The following is a 20,251-nucleotide window of genomic DNA, read 5'->3' on the forward strand; positions in this document are numbered from 1 at the left end:
GATGAGTCAAGCACGCAAAGGTGGATTGGGCCGCGGCTTGGCTGCTCTCATCCCCACTGGGCCGGCCACGGCACCGGGTCTGGGTTCGGCTGCAGCGGACGTCGTAATCGGCGTCGACAAGCGCAACCCCTCCCCTCCCCCACCGACGAAGGCGGCTCCGAAAACACCGAAAGCCACCAAGGCGACGGCGGCGAAGGCTCCGGTGGAAGCTGAGCCGGAGACCGAACTCGAGCCGACCGGCGCGGTCTATCTCGAGATCGAACCGAGCCTGATCGAGACGAACCCGAAGCAGCCTCGCAGCGTTTTCGACGAGGAAGCACTCGCGGAGTTGGTTCACTCGATCCGTGAATTCGGTTTGATGCAGCCGATCGTGGTCCGTCGTCACGGTGACAAGTACCAACTTGTCATGGGTGAGCGTCGCTGGCGCGCGAGCCAGGAAGCCGGGGTGGAGAAGATTCCGGCGATCATTCGTGAAACCGATGACGACTCGATGTTGCGCGACGCGCTCCTCGAGAACATCCATCGAGTGCAGTTGAACCCCCTCGAGGAGGCAGCGGCGTATCAGCAGTTGCTCGAGGAGTTCGAAGTAACCCACGAAGAATTGGCCAATCGGATCGGACGTTCGCGTCCCGTCGTGACCAACATGATTCGTCTGCTGAAGCTGCCGGTGGCGGTTCAGCGCCGCGTTGCGGCTGGAGTACTTTCGGCCGGCCATGCTCGCGCACTGCTGTCCCTCGAGGCGGGTGCCGACGCTCAGGAAGTCATGGCGGCACGCATCGTCGCCGAAGGAATGTCGGTTCGCGCGACAGAGGAAGCCGTCACTCTTGCCAACCGGGCGGACAACGAGATCGCTCCCCCGCAGAAGCGCAAGCCCATCGTGATGCCGGGTCTGCAGGATGTGGCCGAGCGGTTGTCGGACTCGTTCGACACCCGGGTGACTGTCAGTCTGGGCAAGCGGAAGGGAAAGATTGTGGTCGAATTCGGCTCGGTCGACGACCTACAACGCATCGTCGGAATGATGGAAGCGCAGAAATCGACGTAGTGAACTCGGATGCCCGTTTGGTGACGTAATGACGATGACCGGGCACACCACCTATTTTCATCACTGTGACGAAAATAGGTGGTCCGAGCTTCTCGAAATCTTGAACCGGGACGAAAGATGTTGAACAGCAATACATTAGAGCGATCAACTCTCGCGCCACTGCCGACTCGGTACAGCTGGCCTATCCTGGAGAAGAAAAAAGCGGCGGGCGAACATCAAAACCGCTTCGGGGACCTACGGAGAGTGAGTTAGTCAGTGTCGACTCACGTCATCACCTCTCTCACGCTCGACAGCCTCGATCAGCTTTCCGCCCATGCGCGTCGATGCGTGTTCTGGGAGATGGACCCGGGCGCGCTTCACGATGCCCGAGGATTCTGCGATCAGGAGTTCGAGAAGGAAGCCTGGCTGTCGATGGTCATGCTCGAGTGGGGTTCGTGCGGACAGGTCGCCGTCCGCGACGGAAAGCCGCTCGGAAGTGCGTTGTACGCCCCTCCCCGCATGATCCCGCGCGCGCAACTGTTTCCGACCAGCCCGGTCAGCTCGGACGCAGTGCTTCTGACAAGCCTTCGCCTCGAGCCCTCGGGCGTAGAGGAAGAACTGGGGCCAAGCCTGCTGGCCGCTGTCGTGACAGATCTGGTTCGACGAGGAGTTCGTGCGCTCGAGGCATTCGGTATCCGTAGCGACGACTTGGGACCTGCTTCCGACGTGGCCAGTGCAACTGCCGCTCTGGAATGTTCACCCGCAGAATGCATGATCAGTGCCGAGTTCCTCGAGGACTACGGTTTCGAGGTCGTGGCACCGCACCATCGCTATCCGCGGCTTCGTCTCGAACTCAATCGAGATCACGAATGGAAAGTCGACGTCGAAGAAGCCCTCGACCGTCTACTGAAGGCCGCAGCTCTCGAAATGGTGGAGATCAGCGAGCTCGCCAGAGTGTGAGCAGGTGCCGACCGCAGGACCTACGAAATGCGGTCGGCTACCGAAAGTTCTTCTGCGAGAAGCTCGGCGAAGGTGAAGGTGCCGGTCGGCTGATCGTCTTGACCCAGCAGGTACAGCCGCTTGACCGAGATCAAGATGGCTTCGGCAATGGTGTCCCTCATTCGCGGATTCGTCAGTACCGCAACGTCGGACGCGTTGGACAGGTAGCCCAGATCGATCTGCACCGTAGGCATGTTGGTGAGGCGCAACAACTCCCACGTCCGACCGTGAGTTCTGCAGTCCCGCAACGGAGTTCGCGCAACGATCTCGCGCTGAACGAAACCGGTCAACACCTGCCCGATCATCGAGACCGAACCGTGCGAATTTCCGAAGTGGAAGCTCGCGACGCCGTTTGCCGACGGGCTCGAGTTGCTGTCGCAACGCAGGGAGATCATCAGATCCGCGTCGAACGCATTGGATGTCAGTGCGCGCTCGGCCTCGGTGGGATCGGCGTTGTGCGGGCGGGAGAGGAAAGTTTCCATCCCGGTTGCAGCCATCCGCCCCTCGAGGCGCATAGCCAGATCCCAGAGGATGTCAGCTTCGGAGATGCCGTTGACGATGTTGCCCGTCGACGGCCCGCCGAGGCCGGGATCGATGACGATGCGCTTACCGCCAAGCTGCGGGCCCTTACGCCGCACCAGCTCCTCTTCGCTGATCGCATGTGGGGAACCACCGGTGACGCGGGTTCCCAGAAGTTCCAGCGAACGGAGTGTCTGTGGGCCGCAGATACCGTCGGCAGCGATCCCGATTTCACGCTGGAAAGACGAGAGAGACTCGTGGGTTTGCGGACCGAAGAAACCGTCGACCCGGCCGGCGTAGAAGCCCAGATCTTGCAGTTTTGCCTGCAGCGCTGCGACGTCGTCGCCGTACAGCGGCGCGGACAACTGGTAGATCAACGTACGGGCACCCAGGCGGTACGAGGCCTCACGAAGTGACCGATAGGTTGCCGGGCCCACAATGCCGTCGACAAGAAGCCCACGCTGCTGCTGGAAGGCACGAACGGCGCTGTCGAGTTGATGATCGAAGATGGCGTCGGGTGCAACCCAGTGGGCACCGTCGGCGCTTTCACGTCGAATGCCGGAAGTTCCGTGATGGAGGTATCCCAGCTTCGTCAATGTGCCCCGAATCTCGGCGACGGCCGGGCCGTGATCGCCGTGTCGGAGTCTGTGCATGCGTGAAAGCCTCTCGGATCGGTTAACGAATTCGATCGATGTGCCTGGTCGTAGACCCGATCAGGCACATCGATCGATTATCTCAGAAATTCTGTGGATTGCGAGAATCCACGATGCTCACCCAGCCGTCAGAGAACGTCTGCGAGGTCCTTGAGCAGCGCGGCCTTGCCCTTGGCGCCGACGATCGTCTTGATCGGCTTGCCGTCCTTGAACAGGATCATCGTCGGGATCGACATGACCTGGAAATCGCGCGCGGCCGCGGGGTTGGCATCGATGTCGAGCTTGGCGACGGTCAGCTTCTCGCTGTTCTCGCCGGCGATCTCCTCGAGGACCGGGGCGACCATCTTGCACGGGCCGCACCAGGTTGCCCAGAAATCGACCAGAACGGGCTTGTCGCTGCCCAGGACGTCCTGCTTGAAGGAATCGTCGGTGATGGTGACGGTATTCGACACTGTTACTCCTCGAGGGTTGGGTACGACAGCTTGATGAATCAGGGAGCGCCGACGACGTCGACCGTGTGGCCGGCTGCGTCGAGCGTGTTGGCGGTGATGTCGCCGCGGTCGGCCAGCCAGCGTTCGGCGTCGATTGCTGCGGAGCATCCGGTGCCGGCAGCGGTGATCGCCTGACGGTACGTGTGATCGACCAGGTCACCGGCGGCGAAGACGCCGTCGACGGAGGTCGCGGTGGAACCGGGAGCGACGCGCACGTATCCGGCGTCGTCGAGATCGACCTGGCCCTTGACGAGTTCACTGCGCGGGTCGTGGCCGATGGCGACGAACATGCCGGTGATCTCGAGTGTGGAGGTCTCGCCGGTGACGGTGTCGCGCACGACGAGGCCGGTGACGCTGTTCTCACCGAGCACCTCGACGGGCTCGGCGTTGGTCAGGAAGCGGATCTTCTCGTTGGCCTTGGCGCGCTCGAGCATGATCCGTGAGGCGCGGAACTCCTCGCGGCGGTGCACCAGGGTGACCGAGCGAGCGAAGCGGGTGAGGAAGGTTGCTTCTTCCATCGCGGAGTCGCCGCCGCCGACCACGACGATGTCCTGGTCACGGAAGAAGAAGCCGTCGCAGGTGGCGCAGGCGCTGACGCCGCGGCCGAGGAGGCGTTCTTCACCGGGAATGCCCAGGTAGCGGGCTGCTGCGCCCATGGCGAGGATGATCGCGTGCGCGGTGTAGGTTTCGCCGTTCGCGACGACCGTCTTGATCGGGCCGCTGAGATCGATCTCTTCGACGTCCTCGGTGCGGATGTCGGTGTCGAAGCGCAGTGCCTGCTCGCGCATCTGTTCCATCAGATCGGGGCCCATGATTCCTTCGCGGAATCCGGGGAAGTTCTCGACCTCGGTGGTGGTCATGAGGGCGCCACCGAACTGGGTTCCCTCGAAGAGCAGGGGCTGGAGCTCAGCGCGCGCGGTGTAGACACCAGCGGTGTAGCCGGCCGGTCCGGAACCGACAATGATGACGTCATGGACCGCGGGCGTGGTTTCCAGCTGGGTGGTCATGCGAGCCTTCCAATAGTGAGTGCAGACCCTCCGCTTCTTGGAGAGCCGTACCGATCAACACCAGGATAAGGGGTGTTGTTCCCGCACTCCGATGGAAAGTGGCTCACAGCCGGCAGCTCACAGCGCGGGACTCACTGGCCGAGGCGCGGTGCCTCCCGAACCACCAGCGCGTCCCGAACCACACAGCGCGTGCCGGTGTAGATGGTGGGCATGCACTTGTTGCAGTGGATACACAGACCCTGGTCGACGCTCTCGGCCTGAAATTTGTTGACCAGTTGTGGGTCCCTGAGCAGTGCGCGCGCCATGGCGACGAACTCGAATCCTTCATCCAGTGCGTGCTCGATGGTGTCGACGCGGTTGATGCCGCCGAGCAGGATCAGTGGCATCCTCAGCGCCTGTCGGAACTGACGGGCGAAGGGCAGGAAGAAACCCTCCTCGAACGGGTACGTCGGAAAGATTTTGGGACCGTAGAACTTCAGCCCGTACCCGACGAGTTTGGGTTGGGAGGCGACAAACTCAGCCAGTGGGACCTCGCCGCGGAAGAAGTACATTCCGTTGAGAAGTGAACTGCCACCGGTCAATTGCATCGCGTCCAGGTGGCCGTCGGCTTCGAGAATCTGGGCTATCGGCAGGCTCTGGTCGAGCCACAGACCTTTCGGCACCCCATCGGACATGTTGAATTTCGCGGTGACCGCCACGCTGGATCCAGCGGCCACTCGCACCGCTTCGATGACTCGACGCGGATACTCGGCGCGCTTGGCGACGCTGCCACCGTATCGGTCGTGGCGTTTGTTCAGATTGGGGCTCATGAACGAACTGAGTAGATAGTTGTGACCGAGATGGACCTCGATGGCGTCGAATCCTGCGTCCACTGCGACGCGGGCGGTCCGTTCGAAGTCGGAGACGACACCGTCGAGTTCGGCGAGCGTCGCGCCTTTGACGAGGCCCATTGCGGGCGGACTCAGCCGGGTTGACGGCGCGAGGGTCTTCGTCTTGTTGGAAAGCGTGTTGGCAACCAGTCCCGCGTGGCCGATCTGCGCCGCGGCAAGCGCGCCTTCGGCGTGGACTGCGTCGGTCAGTCTGCGCAGTCCCGGCAGTGCGCGCTCGTCCATGACAAGGGTGTCGCGGTGGACTCGTCCACCTGGTGAGACGGCGCAGTAGGCGACGGTGGTCATCGCGGCCCCGCCCCTGGCGACTTCAGCGTGGAAGTTGATCAGATCGTCCGAGACCGCTCCCCGGGGCATGACGCCCTCGAACGTTGCAGCTTTGACGATGCGGTTGCGCAAGGTCAGAGGGCCGAGACGTGCGGGTTCGAATATCGACGGTGTGGGCGCTGTGGTCATTTTCAACTTCCTGCGGCGGCCTGATCTTTACGATGCCAGTGGACTCGTAACTACGACGATATAGCGCCTACTCCCAATCTGTCCGACAATTCGACACGATGAACGCCACAGGATCAGGTCGCCCACGAGACCCACGCATCGACGACACAGTCCTCGAGGTCACCCGAGCGATGCTCCTCGAGGTCGGATGGGAGCAACTCAGTCTCCGGGCGATCGCGGCACGGGCAGGGGTCAGCCGAGCCTCGATGTCACGACGATGGCCGTCGAAGGCACATCTAGTTCTCGGGTCGATCCTGGGTGCGACACCTGACCTGACACCGTTCGAGGGCACCGATCGCGACGGCTGGATCCGTTGGGTGGTGGAGGGAAGTGCTCAGCTCTTCTCGCGGCCCGAGGTTCGTGCTGCGTCGCCGGGACTGCTGGCTGCGCTGCGCGACCATGACGACCTACGCAACGAATTGTGGCGCGGTTTCAGTGGGCCGAGCACGCAACTGTTCCTTCAGAATGCCGAAGATCCCGAATCGGCACTGCTCGATGCCAAGGCCGTGCTGGTATTGGCGGCCGGAGCAGCGATGTTTTCGAGTCTGATAGCGGTCGAGGACGATACGGATGCATTGCGCGGGAGAATCCTCGAGCTCCTGCTGCCCGCGGCAACACCGCGCTGACACCGTCGACGTCAACCGATGTTCTTGATTGACAACGTATTCGGATTACCGTCGCTGCAGTTGATGCCAACAGTGAGTGCAGTGATCTGACGCGGCTGCGATCCCGCGAAGAGTAGGACTATCGCCGGTACACCGTCGATGCGAACCTCACCCGAGCCGAGCACAGGCCTGCCCTCGTCGATGCCATTGGCGCTCAGGCAGCCGGCAAGCTTGGACGGATCATCCAGTGGTCCAAGGTTTTTGGATCCGATAAGTGAAAGCAGGGACGCCGAATCCGGATCGTCCACAGCAGATGTCGCCGGTGTGCTTGGTTGAGCGACAACGCTTTCGGCAGGTTCGGAATCTCGGGTTCCGATCACAACGATCACGAAGGCCACCAACACGGCTGCTGCGGCACCGAGCAGCCACGCTTGTGGGCGTCGCCGGAACGGCACGACGGTTGTCTCTACTGACGGCTCGTCCTGACCGGACTGTAGATCCAGTGCCGAATTGATTCGCTCGGCAAGCGAATTCGGAATCCGTTCGTGAGAGGCCTCGCGCGAGTTCAGTGTCGCGAGTGATGCTGTGACGCTGTCGAGAGTAGTGACAAATGCATGGGCGTCGGCGTCTGCGTGTACCAGCGGCCACAGAGCTGCACTGGTTTCGGGATCGAGAACCCCGGCGTGAAGATCCGCCAAGAGGTCCTCCGAAAACGGAGGCGACGGAACGCGAACAGACGGATCTGTCATGAACCCTCCCTCGGCAGTCGGTGTGGACGCTTACAAGATAGGACGCGGCCGGTTCACGAATGGTTCCCGCCTTCGCGAAAGTCCTCCAACTGGGCGGCGAGGCGCTTGCGCGCGCGGGCGCAGCGACTCTTCACGGTCCCTACGGGCACTCCCAACCTCTCGGCGGCCTCGGCCACCGGATACCCCTCGACATCGACGGCGACGACGGCAGCGCGCTGCTCAGGAGGCAGCGATGCCAGCGCTTGTTCGACGGTCAGGCTCATGTCCACTCCCGCCGCGTAATCGCGATGATCACGGGGTTCCTCCGCATTCTCGGAAGACAAAGAGAACGCGGCGCGCGATTTGTTGCGTCGGATCCGGTCAAGGCAGGCATTGACCACGATGGTGTGGAGCCAACTACGCACCGCCGCGTCGCCGCGGAACTTCGCCGCCTTGCGGTGCGCGGAGAGCAGACCCTCCTGGAGTGCGTCTGCCGCGTCCTCGTCCGAGTAACTCGTACGCCGGGCAACGTGCCACAGATGATCCTGATGCCGGACCAGTAGTTCACGGAACGCGTGTCGATCGCCCGCGACATGAGCGGTCAACAATTCGAAATCCGTCGGCTCGAGATTTTTGTTCTCGAAACTTCTGGATTCGAAATTTCCGGCTCCGCCCCCGGTGCCCCCCCGATAACTGTGCACGGGCGGATATTAGCCCAGTCGGTAGGTTTCAGAAGGGCCAAGGGCGATCACTTTGCAGCAGTGAATGCAATCTCCGAGATCGATGTCTGGTTTTGTCCGGATTCGGTGCTGAGCTGCGTAATCCAAACCAGGACATACTGACCCGAGCCGTCCGACGAGAGCGGAATGTCGGTCACACCGTTCTTCAGTACACCGGATCCGATTTCCTTGGTCTGATCCAGCGAAGTATTCGCAGAAGGGGCAGAACGGATTTCAACGACGGTTCCGGGCGAATCGGACGTGATCGCAATGTTCTTCAGGTTGGCCGCATCGGCGAGCGTCACCATCAGGCCGACGCCGTTCTTCAGGGACGGGAAGGGCTGGAAGTACGAGTCCGACGACCATGCGGTGGCCGGATTGCCGTCGATGGCGTTCTTCGCCGTTGCCGGCTGATCCGGCGTGCCCTGGGGCGAGAACACCGTTACGGCCGAGGCGGCTACCGGCACGGTTGCCGCCGCCGGTGCGGGGGCAGGTGAATTGTTCTCGGGCGCAGTAGCTTCGGTGGTCAGGCCGAAACTCTGCTCGCTGAGCGGGGTGTCGTTACTGCCGCCCGAGAGGAAGCTCGCTACCCACACCACAAGGAGAATCAGGACGATCACGGTGAAGACACCGAGCGCCGTCAGTGCCGCGAGCATCCGCGTCGACTTCTTCTTCTCGGCCTCGATGGCTTCAGGGTCGTTCAGTGCGTGACCCGACGCACCCTGTTCGCGGTGGCCGAGACGAAGTGCCGGAATCATTTCCGTCTTGTCGTTGACGACGGACGCCTGATCGAGAATGTGCTGCACGGTGGCAGCAGTGCGGATTCCACTCTCCGACTGCAACGCTCGAACTGCGACGGCCGAGATGTCGAACGGAACCTCCGGACGGACGACCCGAGGCTCGACGATGTTGCCGTCGGCGCCGCGGCCTGCGGGAAGCAAACCACCGACGGGACCGGCGGACGGATCGGCGAGCGGCCAGCGCGCCGTGATGAGCGAGTACAGCATGGCGCCGAGACCGCGGACGTCGCTGGTGGAATCGGCGTCGGCAAGCGTCGCCGGGAACGCCAGTACGGCGTCACCGTTGATGCTGATGCGAACGCGGTCCGGGTGATCGATGGACAGCGCGCCGCCGGTGCGGTGAGCAGCTTCGGCAGCGGCCGCCAGGGCACGGATGGCGCGGGCTGCACCGATCGGTGACGGCGTGGTCTCGGCCATCTCACGCAGCGAGCGACCGGGAGTCCATTCGGCGACGACGATGCCGCCCGAACTTCCGCGGACGACGTCGAGGACGCGAGCCAGACCGGGCGAGTTGATTCGTCCCAGGCGCAGAGTGCGTGAGAGAACTGCCTGCGGTCCGGACTGGCTGTCGTCGTCACCGCGCTGATCGGCGTCGACGAACGTCAGGGCTACTTCACGGTCGAGCTTGACGTCGAGAGCTTCCCAGAACTGCAGTCCACGGGTTCCGCCGTGCGGCGCGAGCAGACGGTAGCGTCCGCCGGCGACAGAGGCGCCCGGGATGAGCTTGGGTCCACGGGGCATCGGTCGCTGGGCCGGTCGTGATGCGGATCCGGCGGCAGGTGTGCGAGGCGCAGCGGGCGGCGGTGTCTGAGCTGCAGCCGTCTTCTGAGGTTCGGATGCCTTCTTGTCCGGAGCAGGCGTCTTCGACGCGGGTGTCTTCGACACGGGAGCTGAAGGTGTCTTCGACACACTGACCGGAGGCACCGGCGGTGCGGCCTTCTGCACCGGCGGCTGTGGCTTCTGGCCCTGCTGTGGCTTCTGGACCGGCCGCTGCGCGGGCTGCTGTGGCCTCTGACCCTGCTGTGGCTTCTGGCCGGCAGATGCGGAGGAACTCGTGGATGCAGGTGTGCCCGACGATGCCGTTGACTTCTGTTCGGACGCTTTCACGGCAGAAGTCCCGGCACTCTTGTTGCCGGAAACGTTGTCGTCGCTCACCCTCGCTCCTTCTCCATCGATAGCCCGTCCCCGAATACGCGCGGGTTGCGATCCTGTACGCCCATGACCAGGGTACGGGAGCGCACCCGGTCGTTCTTGCTCGTTTGATTCCGTTCTGATTGCAGGAATCAGCTCGGTGACGTCGTCGTCGGTGTTGTTACGTGTGTCCGGTTCGGCGCGACCTGTCAGTGAACGAATCTTGCGGGAGACCGCAACCGTTACCGACAGAACTTCCGGAACCTTCTTGAAGTAGAGAATCGTGAAGGTGATCGCGAGCATCAGGATGCCGCCGACGGCGACGCGAACCATCGAGCCGGGTCCGCCGAAACGCTCGGTGAGTTGATCGAATCCGAGGACGCGGTCGACCGCGAGCATGGTCAGCGAACCGGCCAGCGAGGCGAGTACGACGGACCAGACTGTCTTGCCCACGTTGGCCATCTGCAGGTTTCCGAGGCTGCGGTGCAGGAGGTATCCGCCGATGACGGCGCCGGTGATGTATCCGAGACCGTTGGCCGCACCGAGCAGGATCACGACCTGATCGCTGTTGGAGGCGAAGACCGGAGCGAGCGCCGAGAAAGCGATTTTCACTGCAGTGATGCCGAGAACGATCCACGTCGGCGTCCAGGCTTGTTCGCGGGCGTAGAACACACGAAGTTGGATCAGGACCAGCGCATACGGAATCAACGTGAATGCCGACCAGCTCACGGCAGTGCCGAGACGTTCGGCCTGTTCGGGCCCGAAGCGGCCGTAACCGTAAAGCGCTTCACCGACCTGCGGACCCATGAAGGTCAGGAACATGATGATCGGAACCAGCGTGATCATGGTCAGACGTGTTGCCACCGACAGGTCGTCCACGACGGCCGGGGTGTCGTCGGCCGCAGCGTTGCGGCTCAGGCGCGGCATGATCGCGGTCAGAACCGTCACTCCGAGCACGCCGTAAGGGAGCTGCAGGAGCAACCAGGCCTGGCTGTAGATGGCAGGGCCGGCTTCGTCGGCATGTGAGGAAATCTTGGTCGCGAAGATCATGCCCATCTGGCTGATCAGGACGTACAAGACGATGGCGACGGCCATGCCGCCGAACTGGCGCAGGCGATCGTCGAGACCCCACAGCGGCTTGAGCGAGATCTTCTCGCGGCGAAGCGCGGGGATCAGGCTGGCTGCCTGCACGATGACGCCGATGGTGATGCCGATGCCGAGGGTGAGCAGCTTGGCGTCGCCCATCGAGACCGGATCAAGCGAGATCTCGCCCGGAGTCAGGCGGTAGACCACGAGCACCACGAGGACGACGACGTTGTTGAGTACGGGAGCCCAGGCTCCGGGCTTGAAGATCTGCCTTGTGTTCAGAAACGCTGTGAACAGTGCCGACAGCCCGTAGAACAGGATCGCCGGCAGAAGTAGATACGACAGCGCCGTGGTCAGGTCGGTGCTGACCTTGCCGTCTTCGGACAGGAAGACGTATTTGGTGAGTACGGGTGCTGCCAGGGTCGCGAGCAGCGCGGCCATTCCCAGTAGAACGAGCGACGCCGTGAAGAGGCGTCGGACAAATGCTTCGCCGTGATCGGCGTCCTCCCGCTCGGCGCGGACCAGCACGGGGACGACGATCGCGGTCAGAACGGCGCCCAGGACGAGCTCCGCGATCATGTTCGGGATCTGGCTGGCCACGGTGAACGAACTGGCGATGGCCGGGCCGAGGACCATCAGGATCATCAACTGCTTGGCGAATCCCGTGATGCGGCTCGTCAGCGTCGCGATCGCGATGGAACCCGTCGCCGCGAGGAGGCGGGAGTTCGTCTCCTTACGATCACCGACCAGGGCGTGCGCGTCGGTGTCGAACTCGTCCGACTTGGTCGCCTGCCGATCGGCGAATTCCATCTCGGCTTCGCGATATCTGGGATAGTCGCGGATCACCGGGATGGTCATGGTGGGTGCGTCGTCGAAACGTGCGTCCGGGTTGACCGGCTGAATCGGGTAGCCGCGCTCCCACGGTGGCATCCGAGGATGCGAACGGGTCGTGGCACTCTTGCGGGTGATCGCCGATCGGCGACCCTCCTCGGGTGGATTCCCGGTCATGAGCGTTCGTACCCTTCATCTGCTGGGTCCGGCTGACCCTTGAATCGATGCCACAGCCGTCGCCCTGCCAGGAACAGCAGCAACCCTCCCGCTGTCGCCGTCACGGCGGCCAGGGGACGACCGTACGCATTCGACCGTACGGTCACGCTGGTCGGCGTACCCAATTGGCGGCCATCTGTCGTGGTCAGCGAGAAGTTGACTTCCAGCTTGCGAGAATCGTTCATTTCCGCGGGCACAGTCAACTGTCGGCTACCTCGCGGCGGCAGCTGTTTGGGACCGATGTCACTGATCTGCATCTCGGGTGGGGCTTCCACACGCAGGTCGACGTTGATGGCGATGGGCAACTCGTTGCGCGCCACCAGCAGGAGCGGACTCTGCCCCGACGCGAGGGTGTAGACGCCGCCCGGCGACACCACACTGACGGCCCGGTACATCCCGTCGACGGCTTCGGTGACGTTGTCGGCGCGGATGGTCGCAGCTCGCTCCGCCCGATTGACCGATGCGGAGTCGACGTTGCGGCGATCCGCCAAGGTCATCGAGCGAAGTAGATCTTCGCGGAGCGGCGCCGTGAATCCCCGGGGGGTGAGCGAAGCCGCCGGATCGTCCACGAGCGAAGCTTCGAGCCCGTCGATACGCGGAAGTTGGGTGGTTGCGGTCTCGACGACGGACGTCTGCGGACCGTCCTGGGTGGCTCGGTCCGGGTAGTCGAGCGTGGCGGCGTCAGTGGCCCCCGGTTGTCTGCCGAGTAGTGCGGGCAGGGCCTGAGGTGAGGCGAGGCCAGAGCGAATGAGGGTCGCGAGCATCGAGAGCACGGCGGTGGCGTCGTTGCTGTCCGCGGTCCACAGTTGCGGCGGCGCGAAGATCTGATTGCGCGGCAGAGAAGTCGGCGTCAGCGCGGCCCACGCCATCGCTCCCAGCGCGTCCTGGCGCCGGGCGCTGCGCGATTCGATGTCGATGGTCGGCGCGGTGTCGTCGGGGATGTACGACGGGACCTGCGGCTCCGAGCCGGTGGCGGCCAAGGCTGCGGCTGCCGAAGTGTCGAACGCAAGCGCGTCGAGTGAGCCGGTTATCCGCGACGACAGTTGCGGGGCTGCCGAGTCGACGGAGGTGTCAGCCACCATCGCTGTGGTGGGATTCACGCTCAGCACCTCTGCGGTGGCCGAGTCGAGGACACCCGAATCCGGCCAGACGAAATCTCGCAGTGACGTCACGCCGAGGATGTTGTCGACGATGTCTGCCGGGCGTGCGAGCGCGGTAGCCGTCAACTCCGGATTGGCCACCGAGGTGACTGCGGCGAGATCGGCCTGGGCGAACGGAACCGCCGTAGTGCACATCGAGGAGGCGAGGGTCTTCACCCGGCCGAGCCATTGGTTGGCGGCGTCGCTGCCACGGCCTTCGTGCGACGGTCCGGTGGGATCTGACGAGTTGTCGGCCACGAGGTATCCGCGAGTCATGTTCTCGACGGTGATCAGAAGGTCGGGGTCGATTGCCAGGCAGAGCGCATCCGTGACGCGGCGATCGGTATCGCTCTCGGGCTTGGTGGCGTTCTCCACCGCATCGACCAACGCGTCCAGGCGCCCGCCGTCGGAAAGTTCGGTGGCAAGTTCGTCGTCGATCAGGCGCACGGGCTCGTTGACCGCGCCCGGGATTCCGCCGACGAGTCGTGGCGCGTCGGCCAGCGGCCACATGAGCGTGACGCCGATCGGGGCGGACGTGTCGGGGGGAACGACGGCCGTCGCGGACGAACTGGGTGTTCCGGATGTGGCGTTCGATTCGGCCGCGGCCGGCACACCGAGCACTGGGAGCAGGAAGCGTGCGTCGTCGAGTCGGGCGGCCCCGCCGTATTCCGGGGTGCCGTTCACGTTGACGAGCATCGGGTAGACGCCCGGTTCGGTGATGTCGAGAGACAACCCGGTTGTGCTCCGGAGCGGCAAGGTGAGTGTGAACTGCTTGGACTGGCCGGTGTCGAGGGTGGTGGCAACGGTGTCGAATTCGCCGACCGTGTCGAAAACAGCCTGGTCGAAATCGAGTGCTGCGCGCACGTCGGAACTGGAGTCGATCGCGGGAGCGCGTTGCAGCCTCACTCCGACGTCCTCGACGGGACGGTCACCGACGTTCTTCACCGTGCCCTTGACCACGACGTTGCGGTCGCTGGTTGTCGTCACGGTGGTCGGTGCGGTGGAGTCGATGGTCAGCTGCAGAAATTTGGCATCGTTGGTGTTTCGCGCCGGTGCACGCTCACTGGGCTGGCTGGACGGAGCGGCCCAGGAGACGGCCGTCGTCGCGGGCCCGAAACCGACAGCGGCCATCACCAAAGCGGCCACACCGGCCCGCCGCAGAGCCATTCTCATCCGGCGTCCGGTTCCTTCGGGTGCTGTACTCGCGGGATTTCAGGTCGGTGCATTTCAGGTCGCGGCATTTCGGCGATCATCTGCGATGCAAGTTCGGCCAGCTTGCGCTCGTCGGCGTATGCGAGTCGCTTGTGCAGTTCCGTCAGCGGCACCCAGGCGACTTCGGTGACCTCGATGTCCTCGTCGGAGAGTTCACCGCCGAGAAAGCGGAGGAGATAGTGGTGCACGGTCTTGTGGACGCGCCGACCTTCGGTCACGAACCAGTAGTCGATGCTGCCCAGCGGTGCCAGGACGGTTCCCTGGATACCGGTTTCTTCCTCGACCTCACGCATTGCGGTCTGTTCGGCCGTCTCACCCTGCTCGATATGGCCCTTGGGTAGCGACCAGAGCAGGCGTCCGCGGCGGTCGGTTCGGCCGATCAGTGCAGCGCAGAGGCGTTCGGGAGGTCCGCCCCAGCCGTCGACGACCAAGCCGCCCGCAGAAGTTTCACGGACGGTTCGCATCAAAGGTTTATCGGGGTTGCCGACGGCAGGTCGACGCCGCGGGTTGCGGCGACTCCTGTTTGTTCGTTCGGCACCAGACACCTCATCGATACTAGTTGGCCTTGCAGCGTTGCCCGGTAACCCGCGCAAAGCGGTCTATCGCGTTCGTATGCGCGTTCTGCTATTTGCGCACCTTAAGTAAGCTCCTTTCACGTGACTGTCCCTACCTCCGACGCTGATCGCCGCCTACGACTGCTTGCCGACGCCACTGCAACGCTCGGCACGTTGTCCGACGTGTTGAACCCGCTCGGTGAGCGTTTTGCCGAGGCCGGTCACGAGCTGTTCCTGGTGGGTGGCAGTGTTCGCGACGCGATCCTGGGCCGCTTCAGTGGCGATCTGGACTTCACGACGGACGCCAGGCCGGAGAAGGTTCAGGCTCTGCTCAAGGGCTGGGTGGACAAGCAGTGGGACACCGGCATCGAGTTCGGGACCATCAGCGCCATCAAACACGGCCAGGAGATCGAGATCACGACCTTCCGGGCCGACGCTTACGACCGTGTCTCACGTAATCCGATAGTCGAGTACGGAACGACGTTGGCCGACGATCTGGTGCGCCGCGATTTCACCGTCAACGCGATGGCGATGAAGATCGGCGCGGACGGTTCCTACACGTTTGTCGATCCGCTGAACGGCATGGACGCCCTGCTGGCCGGGGAACTCGATACGCCGTCGGCGCCGGAGAACTCGTTCAACGACGATCCGCTGCGGATGCTGCGCGCAGCCAGGTTCGTCTCGCAGCTTGGTTTCACGTTGAACAATCGCGTTTTCGAGGCCATCAAGGAGATGGCGTCGCAGATCGAGCGGATCACCGCCGAGCGTGTGCAGGTGGAGCTGAACAAAATGATGCTGGGCATGTACCCGGTGGACGGCATCAACATGATGGTCGACTCCGGACTGGCTGCATACGTGCTGCCCGAGGTTCCGCAGATGAAGCTCGAGATCGACGAGCATCACCAACACAAGGACGTCTACCAGCACTCCCTCACCGTGCTCCAGCAGGCGATCGATCTCGAAGAAGGCGATCCCGACCTCGTATTGCGTTGGGCTGCACTGCTTCACGACATCGGCAAGCCGGATACCAAGCGTAACGAGCCAGGCGGTGGCGTCAGCTTCCACCACCACGAGGTGGTTGGCGCCAAGCTGGTGCGCAAGCGCATGCGTGCCTTGAAATTCTCGAAGCAGATGGTCGACGACGTTTCGCAACTCGTGTTCCTGCACTTGCGTTTTCACGGCTACGGCAAGGGGCAGTGGACCGACTCCGCGGTGCGGCGGTACGTCACCGACGCGGGCGAGCTGCTCCCCCGGCTGCACAAGCTCGTCCGGGCCGACTGCACCACGCGTAACAAGCGCCGCGCCGCGCAGTTGCAGGCCACATACGACGACATCGAAGAGCGGATTGCGCGCATCGCGGAGCAGGAAGACCTCGCTCGCGTGCGTCCGGACCTCGACGGCAACGCCATCATGGAACTGCTCGGCATCCCGGCCGGCCCGCAGGTGGGCAAGGCATGGACGTTCCTCAAGGAACTACGTCTGGATCGCGGCCCGCTCGAACGTGACGAGGCCGAAGCCGAACTGCTGAAGTGGTGGGCTACCCAGCAGGGCTAGTTTCTCGTTTCTTGCGGTTGATCAGCACCGCTGACAATCCGGCGGCATAGACACCCGCGCCGGCAAGGGCCAGGCCGACGCTCTTGCCGGCGGGTGCGATCACCGTCGACGCTGCCGCGATCGCACCGATGAACGCGACGTTGAACACGGTGTCCTGCAAGGCGAATACCTGGCCACGACGGTCGTCGTCGATGTCGATCTGCATGGCCGCGTCGCCGCTGAGTTTCACGGACTGCCCGGCGATGCCGAGCAGGAAGGCGGCGATCAGCAGCGATCCCTGCGTCAGGGTGGTCACGAAGACGAGCTGGACGGCCACCGCGCACACCAGGGCGTACGTGATCGTCCGTGAGCGACCGATCCGCGGGATGAGGAATGGTGTGATCAATGCCGCGATCAGCATTCCGATGGCCGTTGCGCCGACGGCGACGCCGAATCCGGCCATCCCTCCAGGTAATTGGGAGCCGTTCGAGGTGTCGCGTAGGACCAGCACCATGATGAGGGTGTTGATGCCGAAGCAGATGCGGTGCGCTCCGATCCCGATCATTGCCGTGGTGACGCCAGGCGCCTCCCAGACAGCGGTTGCCCCGGTGCGCAGTCCGGCCGTTACCGAACGGACGGCGCTGGCACGAATCACTTCGTCGGCCACTGGACCAAGTGAGCGGGCGGTGAACCTGGCCGCGGCGAGGGCTGCGATCACCGATCCCAGTGCTGCGATGGCCACGGCGGCGCCTGACGCTCGATCCCCCGCGCCGATCACGCCAATGATCGCCACCGCTGCCGAAGCACCAAGAGCGGCTACCACCGAACCAGCCGTTGTGAGAACGGAATTGGTTGCCACCAGCCACGATTGTCGAACGACCTTCGGCAGGGCTGCGGATACGCCTGCCCCGACAAAGCGGCTGACCCCGATCGCAGCAAGCGCACACGTCAACAACAGAGTGTCACCGCCGCCGGCGACCAGCAGCACCGCGGTGGTCAGGATGAAGAGCCCGCGGAGCACGCTCGCCCACAGGAGCACCAGGCGGCGGTCCCAACGATCCAGCAGAGCGCCGGCAAAGGGGCCGATCACCGAATAGGGAAGGAGCAGTACGGCAAAGCCGGCCGCTATCGCCACCGGATCGGTTTCACGTTCCGGGTTGAAGAGGATTGCGCCGCCGAGCGCGGCCTGGAACATTCCGTCGCCGAACTGGCTGGAAAAGCGGACGAGCGCCAGCCTTCCCAGGCCGGGTGATTCACGCAGGGTGTGCAGTACGCGCTGCCAGGCCTCGCGGCGGTTCGAGGCTCGGTTCATAAGCGGAAACTGTAGTGGGTGGGTCAGGCGCCGATCTTGACGGTGGCCCGCTCGAGGATCGGCGCGATGTCGATCCCCCTCGGCAGGGTCCCGAACACGCTCCCCCAGCTATCTCCGAGCCGACTCGCGCAGAATGCGTCGGCCACCGCGGGGTGCCCGTAGCGGAGCAGCAGCGAGGCTTGCAGTGCGAGTGCCATGTCACCGACGATCTTTCGTGCCCGGTATTCGATGTCGTCGAAATCGCCGAATGCCACCTCGAGATCCCGCACGGTCTGATCGAAGCGGGCGTCCACGCCACTCGCTTGTTTCAGTTCGTCGAAGAACACCTGCAGCGTTTCGGGTTGCTTCGCCATCGCCCGCAGAGTGTCGAGCGCCGCGACGTTGCCCGACCCTTCCCACACCGAGAGCAGCGGAGCCTCGCGATAGAGGCGCGGCATCCGGGATTCCTCCACGTATCCGTTTCCGCCCAGACACTCGAGTGCCTCGGCAGCGTGGATCGGTCCGCGCTTGCAGACGAAGTACTTGCTCACGGCCAATGAAATGCGTCGTAGGGCGCTCGCGTGGGCATCGCCCGACGTTGCGCGGTCGGTCAGAGCGGCCAGCCACATCGCGACGGTAGTCGACGCTTCCGATTCCACCGCCAGATCTGCGAGAACATTGCGCATCAAAGGTTGGTCGATCAGGTTGGCGCCGAACGCACTTCGATGATTCGCATGGTGAACTGCCTGCAGCGTGCCGACGCGCATGCCGGTGGCCGTTCCGATCGTGCAGTCCAACCTGGTCATGTTGACCATCTCGATGATGGTGCGCACGCCCCGGCCTTCCTCGCCCACCATCCACGCGAGAGCGTCGCGGTACTCGACCTCGCTGCTCGCGTTGGAATGATTTCCCAACTTGTCCTTCAGACGCTGCAGGTACATGTTGTTGAGCGAGCCGTCCGGCAGGACCCGAGGAAGGAAGAAGCACGACAGACCGCCCGGCGCCTGGGCGAGGACGAGGAACACGTCCGACATCGGTGCGGAGGTGAACCACTTGTGGCCTGTCAGGAGATAGCTACCGTCGGATTGTGGCACTGCCCTTGTGGTTCCGGCACGCACGTCCGAACCGCCCTGTTTTTCCGTCATCGACATACCGGCGATCAATCCGGGTTTGGTGAGGGGAGCTTTCAGCGCCGAATCGTAGTGCCGGGTGGTCAGGAGGGGTTCGTACTGAGCGGCAAGATCCGCGTTGTGCCGCAGCGCTGGGATCACGGCGTACGTCATGGAGATGGGGCAGCCGTGGCCGGCGTCGGTTTGACCCCACACGGCCATCTTCGCGGCGCGGACGAGGTGTGCGTGTGGATTCGGGTCAACCCACGGAGCGCCGTGCAATCCCAATTCCACTGCGGTGCTCATGAGTTGGTGATAGGCAGGGTCGTAGCGGACCTCGTCGATGCGGTTGCCGTAGCGGTCGTGGGTTCTCAGGACAGGTGGGTGCTCCTCGGCCAGGTCGCCCCACTCCTGAGCTTGCGCGCTGCCGGCGCGGACCCCGACGCGATGAACCTCTTCGGCTGCGTCCGAAGCTCCCTCGCGGTGTAGTGCCTCGAGGATCGGCGCGTATTCGGCTGCGTCGTAATCGATCAGGGGCGGTACCTGATTGGTGACTTCATGCGTGGGTGTCATCGAAACTCCCTAACGATCGAAGGGTGAAGGCGAGGATGGCATCGATCGCAGCGGGATCCGTGGTGCCGCCGCGCAGCGGAAGGATCAGGGCCTCGCCGATTGCCCCGACGATGCACGCTGCCGTCAGAGTGGCGTCCTGCGACGGTATCTCACCGGTGTCGACGGCCGAGCGGATTGCGGTGGCCAGGCAATCGCGGAACGATTCGCGAAACATGAGTCGCTGTTCGTCGACGAGTGGATCCACCGGCTCCACCAGCAGGGCATAGGCGAGAACCGGTGCACGCATGGCACGTTCGGCGAAGGTTCGAACCGACGCCGATACCGCGGAGCGGTGGTTGCCTTCCAGACTTCGGGCATTGTCTCCGGCGTCGCGGGCCGCGGATACCTCACGGCTGCAGACAGATTGGAACACTTCGGCGAACAATTCACCCTTGCCGTCGAAATGTCGATACAGCGTCCCGGTGGCGACGCCGGCGTTCTTGGCCACCGCGGCGATGGAACACCCCGCATAACCGTGGGTTGCCACTGCCGTCGTGGCCGCGTCGAGCAGTCGGGCGCGTTGGGCGTCCAGTCTTTCTTGTACGGCCGGAGTGCGGCGATAGGCCATGTGAAGAAGTGAACACCCGTTCCGTTCTTGCGTCAAGAGCCCCCA

16 protein-coding genes are annotated in these 20,251 nt (G+C 63.7%); 4 read left to right on the forward strand and 12 right to left on the reverse strand.

The window, feature by feature from the left end; genetic code table 11:
• Position 1: 1 nt before the first annotated feature.
• Complete coding sequence (locus H351_RS03095) at positions 2-1,042, forward strand: ParB/RepB/Spo0J family partition protein (RefSeq protein WP_029256812.1); 1,041 nt, start codon at positions 2-4, stop codon at positions 1,040-1,042.
• A 255-nt stretch (positions 1,043-1,297) separates the two neighbouring features.
• The gene (locus H351_RS03100) at positions 1,298-1,981 is read left to right on the forward strand and encodes a hypothetical protein (RefSeq protein WP_029256811.1); all 684 of its coding nucleotides are present in this window, start codon (positions 1,298-1,300) and stop codon (positions 1,979-1,981) included.
• Positions 1,982-2,001: 20 nt separating this feature from the next.
• Here the strand turns inward: H351_RS03100 and H351_RS03105 are convergent, their stop codons facing one another.
• From H351_RS03105 to nox, 4 genes are all read right to left on the reverse strand, one after another.
• Positions 2,002-3,192 (reverse strand): N-acetylmuramoyl-L-alanine amidase, encoded by a 1,191-nt coding sequence (locus H351_RS03105; RefSeq protein WP_020909860.1) that lies wholly within the window; start codon positions 3,190-3,192, stop codon positions 2,002-2,004.
• 128 nt (positions 3,193-3,320) lie between these two features.
• Entirely contained in the window at positions 3,321-3,644 is a 324-nt protein-coding gene (gene trxA, locus H351_RS03110; protein ID WP_003942530.1) for a thioredoxin, read from the reverse strand.
• A 38-nt stretch (positions 3,645-3,682) separates the two neighbouring features.
• Positions 3,683-4,690: a thioredoxin-disulfide reductase gene (gene trxB / locus H351_RS03115; protein WP_029256810.1), complete on the reverse strand. Its 1,008-nt coding sequence runs from the start codon at positions 4,688-4,690 to the stop codon at positions 3,683-3,685.
• 131 nt (positions 4,691-4,821) lie between these two features.
• A complete protein-coding gene (nox, locus tag H351_RS03120; RefSeq protein ID WP_029256809.1) occupies positions 4,822-6,033 on the reverse strand; it encodes a 4,4'-dithiodibutanoate disulfide reductase in 1,212 nt (403 codons plus the stop codon).
• Positions 6,034-6,131: 98 nt separating this feature from the next.
• On the opposite strand from nox, the gene H351_RS03125 reads away from it, so the two are divergent.
• Positions 6,132-6,698: a helix-turn-helix domain-containing protein gene (locus tag H351_RS03125; protein ID WP_020909857.1), complete on the forward strand. Its 567-nt coding sequence runs from the start codon at positions 6,132-6,134 to the stop codon at positions 6,696-6,698.
• 11 nt (positions 6,699-6,709) lie between these two features.
• Here the strand turns inward: H351_RS03125 and H351_RS03130 are convergent, their stop codons facing one another.
• Genes H351_RS03130 through H351_RS03150 form a run of 5 tightly spaced genes read right to left on the reverse strand, consistent with a single transcriptional unit; the run spans position 6,710 to position 15,084 of the window.
• Positions 6,710-7,426, reverse strand: coding sequence for a hypothetical protein (locus tag H351_RS03130; protein ID WP_029256808.1), 717 nt, complete (start codon positions 7,424-7,426; stop codon positions 6,710-6,712).
• A 53-nt stretch (positions 7,427-7,479) separates the two neighbouring features.
• Positions 7,480-8,106 carry an RNA polymerase sigma factor SigM gene (sigM, locus tag H351_RS03135; protein ID WP_019746195.1) on the reverse strand — a complete coding sequence of 209 codons (627 nt, stop codon included), beginning with the start codon at positions 8,104-8,106 and terminating at the stop codon, positions 7,480-7,482.
• 47 nt (positions 8,107-8,153) lie between these two features.
• Entirely contained in the window at positions 8,154-12,149 is a 3,996-nt protein-coding gene (locus H351_RS03140; RefSeq protein ID WP_029256807.1) for a lipid II flippase MurJ, read from the reverse strand.
• Positions 12,146-14,500 (reverse strand): DUF6049 family protein, encoded by a 2,355-nt coding sequence (locus tag H351_RS03145; protein WP_020909854.1) that lies wholly within the window; start codon positions 14,498-14,500, stop codon positions 12,146-12,148. The genes H351_RS03140 and H351_RS03145 overlap by 4 nt, the downstream gene beginning before the upstream one ends.
• Positions 14,497-15,084, reverse strand: coding sequence for an NUDIX hydrolase (locus tag H351_RS03150; RefSeq protein ID WP_019746192.1), 588 nt, complete (start codon positions 15,082-15,084; stop codon positions 14,497-14,499). Before H351_RS03150 ends, H351_RS03145 begins: the two co-directional genes overlap by 4 nt.
• 111 nt (positions 15,085-15,195) lie before the next feature.
• Here H351_RS03150 and H351_RS03155 point away from each other — a divergent pair, with 111 nt between their 5' ends.
• Positions 15,196-16,647: a CCA tRNA nucleotidyltransferase gene (locus H351_RS03155; protein WP_029256806.1), complete on the forward strand. Its 1,452-nt coding sequence runs from the start codon at positions 15,196-15,198 to the stop codon at positions 16,645-16,647.
• On the opposite strand, the gene H351_RS03160 is transcribed toward H351_RS03155, so the two are convergent.
• The 3 genes from H351_RS03160 to H351_RS03170 are packed head-to-tail and all read right to left on the reverse strand — an operon-like array spanning position 16,631 to position 20,206.
• A complete protein-coding gene (locus H351_RS03160; RefSeq protein ID WP_029256805.1) occupies positions 16,631-17,938 on the reverse strand; it encodes an MFS transporter in 1,308 nt (435 codons plus the stop codon). The genes H351_RS03155 and H351_RS03160 overlap by 17 nt on opposite strands.
• Before the next feature lie 23 nt (positions 17,939-17,961).
• The gene (locus H351_RS03165; protein ID WP_029256804.1) at positions 17,962-19,599 is read right to left on the reverse strand and encodes an acyl-CoA dehydrogenase family protein; all 1,638 of its coding nucleotides are present in this window, start codon (positions 19,597-19,599) and stop codon (positions 17,962-17,964) included.
• Positions 19,583-20,206, reverse strand: a complete 624-nt coding sequence (locus tag H351_RS03170) for a TetR/AcrR family transcriptional regulator (RefSeq protein ID WP_019746188.1) — start codon at positions 20,204-20,206, stop codon at positions 19,583-19,585. The genes H351_RS03165 and H351_RS03170 overlap by 17 nt, the downstream gene beginning before the upstream one ends.
• Between the last annotated feature and the right edge of the window lie 45 nt (positions 20,207-20,251).

Origin of the sequence: Rhodococcus erythropolis R138 (assembly GCF_000696675.2) — a bacterium.
Classification (GTDB): domain Bacteria; phylum Actinomycetota; class Actinomycetes; order Mycobacteriales; family Mycobacteriaceae; genus Rhodococcus_F; species Rhodococcus_F erythropolis.

Excerpts from the sequence above, each read along its gene's own strand:
- H351_RS03125 (WP_020909857.1), top strand. The coding sequence starts at position 6,132 with ATGAACGCCACAGGATCAGGTCGCCCACGAGACCCACGCATCGACGAC.
- trxB (WP_029256810.1), bottom strand. The coding sequence starts at position 4,690 with ATGACCACCCAGCTGGAAACCACGCCCGCGGTCCATGACGTCATCATT.
- H351_RS03165 (WP_029256804.1), bottom strand. The coding sequence starts at position 19,599 with ATGACACCCACGCATGAAGTCACCAATCAGGTACCGCCCCTGATCGAT.
- H351_RS03140 (WP_029256807.1), bottom strand. The coding sequence starts at position 12,149 with ATGACCGGGAATCCACCCGAGGAGGGTCGCCGATCGGCGATCACCCGC.
- H351_RS03095 (WP_029256812.1), top strand. The coding sequence starts at position 2 with ATGAGTCAAGCACGCAAAGGTGGATTGGGCCGCGGCTTGGCTGCTCTC.
- nox (WP_029256809.1), bottom strand. The coding sequence starts at position 6,033 with ATGACCACAGCGCCCACACCGTCGATATTCGAACCCGCACGTCTCGGC.
- H351_RS03105 (WP_020909860.1), bottom strand. The coding sequence starts at position 3,192 with ATGCACAGACTCCGACACGGCGATCACGGCCCGGCCGTCGCCGAGATT.
- H351_RS03145 (WP_020909854.1), bottom strand. The coding sequence starts at position 14,500 with ATGAGAATGGCTCTGCGGCGGGCCGGTGTGGCCGCTTTGGTGATGGCC.
- H351_RS03160 (WP_029256805.1), bottom strand. The coding sequence starts at position 17,938 with ATGAACCGAGCCTCGAACCGCCGCGAGGCCTGGCAGCGCGTACTGCAC.
- H351_RS03130 (WP_029256808.1), bottom strand. The coding sequence starts at position 7,426 with ATGACAGATCCGTCTGTTCGCGTTCCGTCGCCTCCGTTTTCGGAGGAC.
- H351_RS03170 (WP_019746188.1), bottom strand. The coding sequence starts at position 20,206 with ATGGCCTATCGCCGCACTCCGGCCGTACAAGAAAGACTGGACGCCCAA.